Annotated in this window: 12 protein-coding genes; 9 read left to right on the top strand and 3 right to left on the bottom strand. The window is 69.2% G+C overall.

Annotated features, from left to right (window positions below; all coding sequences use genetic code 11):
* Positions 1–47: 47 nt before the first annotated feature.
* Both AWB94_RS36015 and AWB94_RS00870 read left to right on the top strand, forming a co-directional pair.
* Positions 48–1,919: a serine/threonine-protein kinase gene (locus AWB94_RS36015; protein ID WP_109762022.1), complete on the top strand. Its 1,872-nt coding sequence runs from the start codon at positions 48–50 to the stop codon at positions 1,917–1,919.
* Between the two features lie 20 nt (positions 1,920–1,939).
* On the top strand, positions 1,940–3,163 hold the full coding sequence (locus AWB94_RS00870) for a DUF7373 family lipoprotein (protein WP_064961237.1): 1,224 nt from the start codon (positions 1,940–1,942) through the stop codon (positions 3,161–3,163).
* Here the strand turns inward: AWB94_RS00870 and AWB94_RS00875 are convergent.
* From AWB94_RS00875 to AWB94_RS00885, 3 genes are read right to left on the bottom strand one after another with little or no spacing between them, the layout of a single operon-like run.
* Positions 3,150–3,836 (bottom strand): phytanoyl-CoA dioxygenase family protein, encoded by a 687-nt coding sequence (locus AWB94_RS00875; protein WP_062655270.1) that lies wholly within the window; start codon positions 3,834–3,836, stop codon positions 3,150–3,152. The genes AWB94_RS00870 and AWB94_RS00875 overlap by 14 nt on opposite strands.
* Positions 3,837–3,885: 49 nt before the next feature.
* Positions 3,886–5,097, bottom strand: coding sequence for an acyl-CoA dehydrogenase family protein (locus tag AWB94_RS00880; protein ID WP_062655271.1), 1,212 nt, complete (start codon positions 5,095–5,097; stop codon positions 3,886–3,888).
* A gap of 26 nt (positions 5,098–5,123) precedes the next feature.
* Entirely contained in the window at positions 5,124–5,708 is a 585-nt protein-coding gene (locus AWB94_RS00885) for a TetR/AcrR family transcriptional regulator (protein ID WP_062655309.1), read from the bottom strand.
* A gap of 110 nt (positions 5,709–5,818) precedes the next feature.
* On the opposite strand from AWB94_RS00885, the gene AWB94_RS00890 reads away from it, so the two are divergent.
* The 7 genes from AWB94_RS00890 to AWB94_RS00920 all read left to right on the top strand — a co-directional run.
* Positions 5,819–6,439, top strand: coding sequence for a DUF3159 domain-containing protein (locus tag AWB94_RS00890; protein WP_062655272.1), 621 nt, complete (start codon positions 5,819–5,821; stop codon positions 6,437–6,439).
* A gap of 54 nt (positions 6,440–6,493) precedes the next feature.
* Positions 6,494–7,495: an AAA family ATPase gene (locus AWB94_RS00895; protein WP_062655310.1), complete on the top strand. Its 1,002-nt coding sequence runs from the start codon at positions 6,494–6,496 to the stop codon at positions 7,493–7,495.
* 6 nt (positions 7,496–7,501) lie between these two features.
* Positions 7,502–8,374: a DUF58 domain-containing protein gene (locus AWB94_RS00900; RefSeq protein ID WP_062655273.1), complete on the top strand. Its 873-nt coding sequence runs from the start codon at positions 7,502–7,504 to the stop codon at positions 8,372–8,374.
* A complete protein-coding gene (locus AWB94_RS00905; protein WP_276055007.1) occupies positions 8,358–8,834 on the top strand; it encodes a hypothetical protein in 477 nt (158 codons plus the stop codon). The genes AWB94_RS00900 and AWB94_RS00905 overlap by 17 nt, the downstream gene beginning before the upstream one ends.
* Entirely contained in the window at positions 8,825–9,781 is a 957-nt protein-coding gene (locus AWB94_RS00910) for a hypothetical protein (protein ID WP_062655274.1), read from the top strand. Before AWB94_RS00905 ends, AWB94_RS00910 begins: the two co-directional genes overlap by 10 nt.
* On the top strand, positions 9,778–10,677 hold the full coding sequence (locus AWB94_RS00915) for a hypothetical protein (protein WP_062655275.1): 900 nt from the start codon (positions 9,778–9,780) through the stop codon (positions 10,675–10,677). Before AWB94_RS00910 ends, AWB94_RS00915 begins: the two co-directional genes overlap by 4 nt.
* The coding region (locus AWB94_RS00920) for a hypothetical protein (protein WP_133058196.1) at positions 10,677–11,239 on the top strand (563 nt) is incomplete at its 3' end. The genes AWB94_RS00915 and AWB94_RS00920, both read left to right, overlap by 1 nt.

Here is an 11,239-nt window from a genome sequence, read left to right on the forward strand (position 1 = left end):
TGATCCGACCCGCCGCGCTCACACGACGGGTCGCATACCATTTGCCCGTGTCGCTGACCGAAGGCCAGGTCTTCGCCGGATATACCATCCGGCGGTTGCTCGGTGCCGGCGGAATGGGCAGCGTCTATCTCGCCGACCATCCACGGTTGCCGCGCCAGGATGCGCTGAAGGTGCTGGCGGCCGATCTCACCACCGACCCGGAGTACGGCCCGCGGTTCCGGCGCGAGGCGGATCTGGTGTCCACCCTGTCGCATCCCAACATCCTGGGCGTCTACGACCGCGGCGAAGTGGACGGCCGGCTGTGGATCTCCATGGTCTACGTGGCGGGTACCGATGCCGCCCGGTTACTGCGCGACCACTACCCGAACGGCATGCCCGCCCACGTCGCACTGCCGATCATCGCCGCGGTCGCGTCCGCGCTCGACTACGCGCATCAGCGGGGTCTGCTGCACCGGGACATCAAGCCGGCCAACATCCTGCTGGAATCCGAGACCTCACGGATCTACCTGGCCGACTTCGGGATTGCGCGGCCGATCGACGACTCGACGAAGCTGACCGCAACCAACATGGCGGTCGGCACCGTGGCGTACGCCGCACCCGAACAGCTGCGCGGCGAGCCGATGGACGGGCGCACCGACCAATATGCGTTGGCGTGCACGGCCTTTCATCTGTTGACCGGCAGCACGCCGTACGCCGACACCAACCCGGCGGTGGTGATCACCAAACACGTCACCGCGCCGGCACCGTCACTGGGGGAGCGCCGCCCGGAGTTGCGCGGGTTGGATCCGGTGCTGGCCCGGGCGATGGCCAAGTCCCGCGAGGGCCGCTATCCCACCTGCCAGGAGTTCGCGCAGGCCCTGCAGTACCAGTTGGCGGCGCCCAGCGTGCAGTTCGGGTCCGCCAAGGACGTCGACGGTCATCCCACGGTGGCCGCTGCGCCCGCCGCGGAACCGAAGTCGCGATCCAAGGCGCTGCTCGCGATCCTGGCGGCGCTGGCCGTGCTGGTGGTCGCCGGCGGTGTGGTCGCGGCCGTGCGGCTGCTGTCGAAGGACGACACGCCCACGGCTACGCCGGCCGCACCGCAAACCCCCGCCGCGTTGGCGACCGGGGACGGTTTCACCGGGCTGTACCGCGCCGACTACGGCCCCGGCACCGACCTGGAAGGCAACCCCATCCCGGGTGCCCCGGAGATGACGGGCACCTGGGACGTGCGCTCGGCGTGCGGCACGAACGGCTGCATCGCCAACGCGAGATACGTGGGCAACAGCGGCATCGTGCTGGTGTCCGATCTGACCTTCGATCAGATCGCCGGCGACTGGGTCGCGGTGGCGACGGGGTCGGTGCAGTGCAACGACATGACCACCGAGGCGTGGGTGGTGTTCACGCTGACTCCGCAACCCGACGGTTCCCTCACCGGTGAGACCACCCGGGCGGCGGCCAACGGCTGCAGCAGCAACAAGCGGACCGTGACGTTCACCCACACCGGTGACGACGACCGCAGCCGGGTCCCGGATCCGTCGACGCTGCCGGCACGCACCACCTCGCCCGCCACCGCCCTGCACGGGCGCTATCACGAATCGATCGTGTACACCAACGGCGGTTTCGCGCCCGGTGCGCCCGATCTGCAGGTGCGGACGCATTGCCTGCGTACCGGCGACCGGTGCATCAGCCTGTTCCACGCCATCGACGGGGTGGTCACCTTGGTGTTCGCCGACAACAAGTGGACCCGCAACGAGGTGGGTGTGGTCCCGTGCGCGCAGGGCGGCACCACCAACGTCACGATCACCGCCGAGTATCCATTGCCCACCGATCTGGCGGACCCGATCCCGGTGCTCAACGGGCGCGGGCAGAACATCTCGACAGGCAGCCAATGCCAGGGCGGCGAATTCACCGACAAGTTCGTCCGCACCGGCGACTAGCACGCTAGGGTCGGAACGCAATGACGACATCAGATGCGTTGGGCCGCAGTGTGAAATCCCTTTTGGCGCTTGCTGGCGCGATGGCCGTTGCCGCATGTGCCCACGCCAACGACACTCCAGCGGCCTCCAGTTCGGTTGCGGCGCCCACCGCTTCGGCCCCGCCGATCGTCAGCCCCGCCCAGCTGGACGTCGGAAGCTACCCGACGGCTCCGCAACCGCCGCTGGGCAATGCCGGCTCGATCGAAACCGGTGTGGCGGTGGACGCGCGCCGAATGTCCGAATTCGTGATCGGGCCATGGGACGTCGATCCGACCCTGATCAACCCGTACCTGGACACCTATTACATCCTGGCCAACCCGCTGCTGCTCGCCCAGTTGGGCCCGGAATCCATCGCCGCGGCTGCCCAAGGGCACGGATTCGTCAACGGTTTCGCCTCCGCGCGCAACTCCGACAAGGCCGTGCTGGTCAATGCGGTGCTGCGGTTCCCCGATCCGGCCGCGGCCGCCGCCGCGGCCACGGCAATGGGCGATGCGGCGTCGGCCAGCCCGATCGGGGGCGCCCAGCCGGTCCGCACCCCGATCGCCGGCCACCCGGAGGCCGTTGCCGTCACCTATCCGTTCACCCCGCACGGTTCGGACCACCCCTGGGCGGTGGTCCGCTCGTTCAGCCCACACGGCACCTACGTGTTCATGCAGCTGGCGCAATCCTCGGACGGTCTGGACGCCGCGGCAGGGCTGGTGGCCAAGGCGATCGCGGCTCAGGGGCCCGTCATCGACGGATTCAGCCCGACGGATCTGAAAGCCTTTGCCGACGTCCCGCTGGACCCGACCGGTCTGCTGGCCCGCACCGTGCCGCAAACCGGTGACATCGCACCGACCAAGAACGCCGTCTACCCCGCCAGGGCCGCCATGCATTTCCAAACCGATCCGGTGGCGTCCAAGACCTTGTTCTCCGACACCGGGGTGACGGAGGTGGCGATGGGCAAGGCGAATGTGTACCAGGCCCGCGAACCGCTGACGGCGCTTATGATCACCAACGGGTTCAATACCGAGGTGCTGTCGGAGGCCGGTGCGAAACCGGCTGACCCGGTGCCGGCGCTGCCGGAAAGCCATTGTGTGGCAAGACCGAAGAGCTTCTACTGTGTGGCGCCCGCCGGCCGTTACGCGATCGAGGCCAGTGGCGCGCCGCTGCGGGACGTGCAGCAGTTGGTGGCCGCGCAGTACGTGCTGCTCACGGCGAAGTGAGCGGTCGGGTCAGCATGATCGGCGCTTGCGCCATGAACCGCGGCGTGTGACCGCAATGCCGGTCGGCGGCATGCACGGTGAACGGGTGCAGCAGGTACATGTCACCCGGCCGGCCAGTGGCATGTGCGACGGGCCGCTGGGCACTGGCGGCCTCGGCCCGTCGGCCCGCCGTCACGGCATCCAACGGTTCGTTCCCGAGTACCCTCGGCACATCGCGGTGTGAGCCCACCCGGATTCGGGTGGGCGCGTCGTCCGGGCCCACCTCGGACAGCAGGGTCAGTAACAGCACCGTGTGTGGTTGTCGCGATACCGCCCATGAGCCGTCGGGCAGCGGGGTGTTCAGGTCGATATGCCAGCCACGGTCGTCGATATCCGAGGGAAGCGGGAACCGGATGACGATGTTGCCCAGCGATCCCCGCGGAACCCAGCGGCCGGCGCCCAGCACCGCATCCAGCGCTGCCGACAGGCCCGGGTGTCCGGTCAGTTCGCGGAATGGCCCGGCACCGGAGTAATCCGAGGTCCACACCACCGGTTGGGTCCACTGCTCGGGCCGGTCCGGGGGCAGCCCGATGCGCTGCCACAGCAGGGACTGTGCGGCGCGCGCGGCCTCGCGCACCGCGCCGCCGTCGATTCGTAGGTATCCGTCGCGGCCGAACGCGTCGACGTCGATCACACCCGCCAGAGTGCCCTGACGGGTGCGTTCGGCGCCAATGGTTTTCGGGTCAGCGAATGGCCAGTCCAGTGATGGCCCGCGAAATCACCAGGCGCTGAATCTCACTGGTGCCCTCGAAGATGGTGAAGATCTTGGCGTCGCGGTGCATACGCTCCACCGGGTAGTCGCGGGTGTAGCCGTTGCCACCGAGGATCTGGATGGCCTCGTCGGTGACGTAGACGGCAGTCTCGCTGGCCACCAGTTTGGCCATCGACCCCTCGGCGTTGTCGAAGGGCTGGTTGTTGCGGGCCATCCAGCCGGCCCGCCAGACCAGCATCCGGGCCGCGTCGATCCGGCACTTCATATCCGCCAGCTTGAACGCGACGGCCTGGAACTCGCCGATCTTGCGACCGAATTGCTCGCGCTGGCTGGCGTACTCGAGCGCGTACTCGTACGCGGCCCGTGCCACGCCGACGGCCATCGCGCCGACGGTGGGGCGGGTGCGTTCGAAGGTCTTCATGGCGGCCTGGCCGCCGGCGGAGGCACCGGACTTCACCCGGGCGACCCGCTCCTCGAACTTCTCCCGGCCACCGAGGATCATGTCCTCGGACAGGCGGACGTTGTCGAGCACCACCTCGGCGGTGTGCGACGCGCGGATCCCGTGCTTCTTGAACTTCTGGCCCTGGCTCAGCCCGTGCGTGTCGGGCGGGATGATGAACGTGGCCTGCCCGCGTGAACCCAGCTCTGGGTACACCGACGCCACCACGATGTGCACGTTGGCGATGCCGCCGTTGGTGGCCCAGGTCTTGGTGCCGTTGAGCACCCACTCGCGGGTGGCCTCGTCGAAGCGCGCCCGGGTGCGGATGGCGCCGACGTCGGAGCCGGCGTCGGGTTCCGACGAGCAGAACGCGGCCAACTGCGGCTCGCCCGGTGTGCCGAACATGGCGGGCAGCCACTGGCCGATCTGTTCGGGAGTTCCGTTGCCGGCCAAGGCCGCCGCGGCCAGCCCGGTGCCCAGGATGGACAGCGCGATACCGGCGTCACCCCAGAACAGTTCCTCGAAGACGGTGATGAAGCCCAGCCCGCTCGGCTCGGCTGCCTGGGTGCCGAAGAACTCGGGGGAGTACAGGCCGATCTTGGCGGCCTCGGCGATGATCGGCCACGGCGTCTCTTCGCGCTCGTCCCATTCCGAGGCGGCGGGGCGTACGACGTCGGCGGCGAACTGGTGCACCCAGTCGCGCACCTCGATGACATCGTCGGACAGTTGCAGCGAGAAGGTCATGATGGACTCCTGAAATGACTTGGTGCTCAGGGTTTCTTGGGAATGGTGTGGCGTTCCAGAACGGCGGTGATCTGGTCCACCCAGGCTTCGAAGTAGCGGTCGTCGCCGACGTTGCCCGGAGTGCGGTTGGTCAGGGCGCGCAGCGTGGCGAAGTAACTCAGTGAGGCGATGGCGACGGCCGCGGCGGCTTCCGGGTCGGGGATCTGCGTGCGGCCCGACTCGTTGGACCGGGTGAGCTCGTCGGCGAACCGTTGATAGGCGTTGTCGGTGATGATCTGCCACGTCTTCTCGTCGAGGTCGCCGAGTTCGTCGGGCTCGCGCAGCATCACCCGCAGCAGCTCTTCGCCTTCGGTCAGATTGCTCCAGATCAGCTGACCCGCGGTGCGGACCGCGTTCTCCACACCCTTGGGTTCGCCCGAGTCGTACTGCTCGCGGGCGGTCACGATCTTCTCGATCCGATTGGCAACGGCCTCTTCGAGGAGCGCACGTTTGGAGCTGAAGTGCTTGTACAACGCCCCGGAACCGGGCGCCAGCCCGGCCGCCTGCTGGATGTCGGCCACCGACGTGGCGGCATAGCCCTTGGCCGCGAACAGCTGCAGCGCGGTGGCCATCAGTTGGTCGCGACGGGAGGCGGTCACAAGGTGAGAGAGTACTCACTCACCACGCACGCAGCAAATTATGCGCAGCGTGCGCTGTTGGCCTCCACGTACCCTCGGTGGGTATGACGAACATGCAGTCGCCGGCGGCCGCACTGCTGGCCAGGGCCGGCGGCGTGCGCGGCCTCGTCCACACGGCGCTGCCGGCCACCGTTTTCGCGTTCACCTCTACGGTGGCGGGGCTGGTGCCGGCTGTTGCGGCCGCGGTCGGCATCGCCGTGGTGATGCTGGTCTGGCAACTGCTGCGCCGGGAATCGGCCCGGCCGGCGCTGTTCGGATTCGCCGGGGTGCTGGTCTGCGCGGCGCTGGCTTTCATCACCGGCCAGGCCAAGGACTTCTACCTCCCGGGCATCTGGATGTACCTGGGGATGGCCATCGCCTTCACCGTCTCGGTGCTCATCCGCAGGCCGCTGGTCGGGGTGGTGTGGGCCCGGGTCACCGGCCGCGACGACAGCTGGCGTGCCGTCCGCCGGGCGCGGATGGCCTTCGACACGGTCACCGTGGTGATGGCACTGGTGTCCTGGACGCGCTTTCTGGTCCAGTACCACCTGTATGACACCGATCAGGCCGAGTTGCTCGCCGTCGCCCGCGTCGCCATGGGGTGGCCGGTGTTCGTGGTCACCTCATCCCTGATCTACCTGGCCATCCGGACCGCTATCAGGGCGGTACCGCACCCGGCCGATTGACGGCAGCGAACTCCGGTGGGCATGGATTGCCCACTGGCGGGGTACCCGGCCGGGATGACGACGGCGGGTGTGCGGCTCAACGATCGCGACGTGGCCGAGGCCCAGCACATCGTGGGTGCGGTGGCCACGGCGTTCTCGGCCAAGGTGGTCGGCCAGGAACACCTACGCGAATCGATGCTGCTCGGGCTGCTGGCCGGTGGTCACCTGCTGATCGAAAGCGTGCCGGGACTGGCGAAGACGACGGCGGCCCGGGTGATCGCCGAATCGATCCACGGCGGCTTCCGGCGCATCCAGTGCACACCGGACCTGCTGCCCAGTGACATCATCGGCACTCAGATCTATGACGCAGCGGCGAACACCTTCGTCACCCAGCTCGGCCCCGTGCACACCAATATCGTGCTGCTCGACGAGATCAACCGATCCAGCGCCAAGACGCAGAGCGCCATGCTGGAGGCGATGGAGGAACGCCAGACCACCATCGCCGGTGTCGAATACCCCATTCCCGAACCGTTTCTGGTCATCGCCACCCAGAACCCCGTCGACCAGGAGGGCACCTACCCGCTCTCCGAGGCGCAGACCGACCGGTTCATGCTCAAGGACATCGTCCGGTACCCGTCGGTCGACGACGAGGTCGAGATCATCGCCAGGATGGACACCGGCCTGTACGACAAGGACCATCACAGCGCCCCGGTGGTCGGTGTCGACGACATCCGCCGGGTCCAGCGGCTGGCCGGTGCCGTACACCTGGACCGCGCGCTGATCCGGTACGCCAGCGCCCTGGTGGCCGTCACACGGGCACCCGAAGGGCAGCTGCCCGCCACGATGGCCCGGCTGATCGAATACGGGGCCAGCCCACGCGCCACCATCGCCTTCTGCCGCACGGCCCGCGCGCTGGCCGTGCTGCGCGGCCGGGGCCACGTGGTACCCGAGGACATCGCCCACGTCGCCCACCGGGTGTTGAGACACCGGCTCATCCTCGGCTTCGAAGCGGCCAGCGCTAGGATCACCCCGGATGCGGTGGTCGATGCGGTGCTGCGGGCCGTCCGGGTGCCCTGACCCGCCATGGGCAAGCATCTGGACCGCGCCAGAGCGCATTTCGGCCGGGATGCCGGCGCACTGCTCGACGGTGGTCGGTACGCGCTGGTGCACACCCGCAGCCTGGAACTCGACGACCTGCGACCCTATGTGCCCGGTGACGACGTCCGCGATATCGACTGGAAGGCCACCGCCCGGTCCGGTCACACCCTGATCAAACGGTTCGTCTCGGAGAAACACCACAAGGTGCTGGTGGTGGCCGACACCGGGCGCAACGCCACCGCCCTGGCCCCCTCCGGTGAGCTCAAGCGTGACGTGGCGGCCAATCTGATCGGCGCGGTCGGCCTCATCACGCTGCCCCGATCCGACCAGATCGGCATGGTGGCCGGTGATGCTCGCGGCTGCGTGGACATCCGGCTGCGCCGCGGTGAGCCGCACGTCGAGTACCTGCTGCACCGCTACCACCAGCACAGCAGCAGCCGTCCCGGGCCGAGCGACATTGCCGTGCAACTCGATTGGGTAGCGCACCATTATCGGCACCGACTGCTGATCGTGGTGGTGGCCGACGAACCCGAACCCGGTCCGGCGCTCGGTGATGTGCTGGATCGGCTGACCGCCCGGCACGATGTGCTGTGGACGATGATCACCGACATGCCCGCGGTGTCCGCCGTCGACGACGAACGGGCGGGTTTCGACGTGGCCGGTGGCGGGTTCGTGTTCGGCGGCGCCGACCTGGGCGAGACGGTGATCCAGGCGTATCGAAAGTCCGAACAGCGCCGGCGGCAGGATGTTTCGGAGTTCCTCACGATGCGCGGCGTCGTGCACGGCGCCTTCGGTAGCAGCGCGGGCATCAGGACGGGACTGACCGGCATGACGGAGGTGTATGCCCGTGCCCGTTGACCTGCTGCGCTACGTCACCGGGCCGGAACCGTACTCCCGTACCTGGTTGTGGGTGGCGGCGCTGGCCCTGATCGTCCTGGTGCTTTGGTACGCAGGGGTTTTCGTCTACACCGCACCCGGGCGGCGGCCGACCGTGCCGCTGCTGTCCACCGCGCGCGACCAGCTGATCAGGCGGCGCGCCGCCCGCGCCATCGGTGCGATCGCGCAGCGCTACCGGCGTGGTGAACTCGCCGCGGCGCCCGCCGGCGCGGCCGTCAGCAGCGAGCTGCGGAGATTCTTGCACCGCAGCACCGGGCTGCGCGCCGAGTACATGCACCTGAGTGCCATCGCCAACAGCGAACTCGCACCGGCCGCGCCGGTTCTCGCTGATCTGGTCGATGCGCAGTTCAACGCTTCGTCGACGGTGGACGTCGCCGCGGCCAGCGACCGAGCCGAGGAGCTGGTCCGCACGTGGACCTGAACTGGTGGGTGGTGGCGATCGCCGGCTGCGTGGCACTGGCGGCGGTGATCGCCGCAGCGGCGCTGTGGCCGACCGCCGACGAACACCGCCGGCTACGCCCGCTGGCGAATACCACGCGGCTGACCCGGTTGCCGGAATATCGTCGCGCGGTGCGGCTGCGCACGTTGTGGCTGGCGGTGACGGCGCTGCTGCTCGTCACCGGATTCGCCGCGGCGACGCTTGCGGCGGCCCGACCTTCCGGCCTGCCGTCGGCGGCGAACGGCCACCTGGCACAACGGGCCGAGGACATCATGGTGTGCGCGGGTGCCCCGGCCTCGGACCCGGCGGTGGCAGCGGTACTGCAGTACTTCGCCGAGAGCACACCCGGATTCGGAGCGGAGCGGATCGGACTGACATCGGCGAACCGCCGGGTCATCCCGCTGACCCGTGACTATCAGTATGCAGCAGCACAATTCGCCGCCGCCGCGCGTCCGGGCGCGGGGCTGATCGCGAATGTCTCCTACACCGACTACGCCGGGGATGTGGACGACGTGCTGGCCATGTGCCTCACCGGATTCCCGGATTTCGGTGCACCACCGGGCAATCCGCGATCGCTCATCTACGTCGGGCCCGCGGCGTTGCGCCGGCCCGGGGATCAGCGAGCCCAGCTGTTCACTGCCGACCGGCTCCGCGAGCTCGCCGAGACCGCCGGGGTGCAGGTGAACGCCGTGGTCGTGGGTCCGGACAACGGCACCCTCGACGGACTGGTCCGGGCGACCGGCGGCTCGGCCGTGCCGGCCGAGCCGAACACCGCCGCGCGGCTGGCCGAGATCAGGTCCCACCCGCCCGCGGCATCCGCCGCCGGGGACGTGGCCACCCGCACCGTGGAATCGCCAGACATCCCACTGGTCCTGGCGATGCTCGCGGTGACGGGCCTGCTGTTCTGGCATACGGTGGTGCGCCGATGAGATTCCTGCCCGTCCTGCACCCCCTGCTGTTGCTGGTGTTGACCGCGGCGATCCTGTGGTGTGTCGGGGTGGCGCTGGTGCGTATCAGATCCACCGGGTGGTCGCGGAAGGCGTTGTGGCGCTGGGCCGGTCTCTCCGGCGCCGCGGTGCTGCTGGTGCTGGCCGGTGCACGCCCGGTGTTCGGCGACGACGTACAGAAGCGCCCGGTCGGCGAGTCCGCGCCGAGTGTGTTCGTGGTGCTCGACCGGTCCTCCGATATGGCCGCGGCGATGGATGCCGCGCGCGCCGATATCGGGGCGTTGATCGACCGCTACCCGCGGGCCCGTTTCGCGCTCATCTCGTTCGCCGCCGAGCCCACGCTGGACTGGCCGTTGTCCGCGGATACGTGGAGCCTGCGCCCGGTGGTGGCCGCGCTCCACCCGGATCCCCAACCCGTCGACGGCATCGGCGCACCGAACGCGGGGGCGGCCGCCACCGTGCTGCGCTATCAGCTCATCAGCGCCCGTCAACAGTATCCCCGCGCCGGCAACCTGGTGTTCTATCTCGGGGCCGGTACGTCCGGAAGTGGTGCACCGGCAAGGGAATTCGACCTGACCGCCGGAGCCGTGACCGGCGGCGGGGTGCTCGGCTACGCCGACGCCGACGTCGGCACCCTACGGCGGATCGCCGGCCAGATCGGGGTGCCGTACCTGCCGCGCGCCGATGCGGCGCCGTTGGACACGGTGCTACCCGACGACCGGCAGAACGGGCGCCAAGCTCCTGCCGAGACCGCCGCGCGGCTCACCGAGATCTATTGGGCCGCAGCGGCCGTCGCGGCGGCGCTACTGTTGGCCGAACTGTTCGCGATCCTGCGTGAGTTCCGGCGCACCCGTTCCGTCGACGTCGAGGCCTCGTGATGACTGGGACCACGATGACGGGGACCAGGAGGAAGCTGCTGCTGTGGTCGGCGCCGGTGGCGGTGGCCCTCGCTCTGTTCATGGTGAAGGCGCTGTCGGTGGTGATCGTCGGCGATTCGGCAGCCCGCGATTTCGCCGCGGGACGGCCCGATGCCCTGCGCGCCGATGCCGCGGTGCTCGGTGCGCTCAACATCGTGGAGCCGGCGCGGGCGCATGTCGCCGACGGTGCCCTGGCCGTGCTGGAGGACCGGCTCGACGATGCGGATGCCGGCTTTGCGGCGGCATTGGTGCGCACCACGACCGAGTCCTCGTGCCCGGTGCGGGTGGACCTCGAGCTGGTGCGCGAAACGCTCGGTGACCGAGCGGCCGGCAGGTTCGATGCCGAATCCGCCGCGCGGTACTACCGCGGCGCCCTTGAGGTGGTGCGCCAGGCGCCGCAGCGCTGCTTCGCCGGCAACGCCGATCCCGATGCCGACCGCCGGGCGATCCGGGACACCGCGGCCACCCGATTGGAGGACAAGTTGCGTGCGGTGGCCGCCGTGCCGCCACCACCCCCTCCGGC

The organism is Mycolicibacterium canariasense (genome assembly GCF_002101555.1).
In the GTDB taxonomy this organism is placed as follows: domain Bacteria; phylum Actinomycetota; class Actinomycetes; order Mycobacteriales; family Mycobacteriaceae; genus Mycobacterium; species Mycobacterium canariasense.

What these genes read in the sequence shown, in the direction of transcription:
- AWB94_RS00870 (WP_064961237.1), top strand. Translation starts at nt 1,940, where the DNA reads ATGACGACATCAGATGCGTTGGGCCGCAGTGTGAAATCCCTTTTGGCG.
- AWB94_RS00880 (WP_062655271.1), bottom strand. Translation starts at nt 5,097, where the DNA reads ATGACCTTCTCGCTGCAACTGTCCGACGATGTCATCGAGGTGCGCGAC.
- AWB94_RS00885 (WP_062655309.1), bottom strand. Translation starts at nt 5,708, where the DNA reads ATGGCCACCGCGCTGCAGCTGTTCGCGGCCAAGGGCTATGCCGCCACG.
- AWB94_RS00890 (WP_062655272.1), top strand. Translation starts at nt 5,819, where the DNA reads ATGACGAACATGCAGTCGCCGGCGGCCGCACTGCTGGCCAGGGCCGGC.
- AWB94_RS00895 (WP_062655310.1), top strand. Translation starts at nt 6,494, where the DNA reads ATGACGACGGCGGGTGTGCGGCTCAACGATCGCGACGTGGCCGAGGCC.
- AWB94_RS00900 (WP_062655273.1), top strand. Translation starts at nt 7,502, where the DNA reads ATGGGCAAGCATCTGGACCGCGCCAGAGCGCATTTCGGCCGGGATGCC.
- AWB94_RS00905 (WP_276055007.1), top strand. Translation starts at nt 8,358, where the DNA reads ATGCCCGTGCCCGTTGACCTGCTGCGCTACGTCACCGGGCCGGAACCG.
- AWB94_RS00915 (WP_062655275.1), top strand. Translation starts at nt 9,778, where the DNA reads ATGAGATTCCTGCCCGTCCTGCACCCCCTGCTGTTGCTGGTGTTGACC.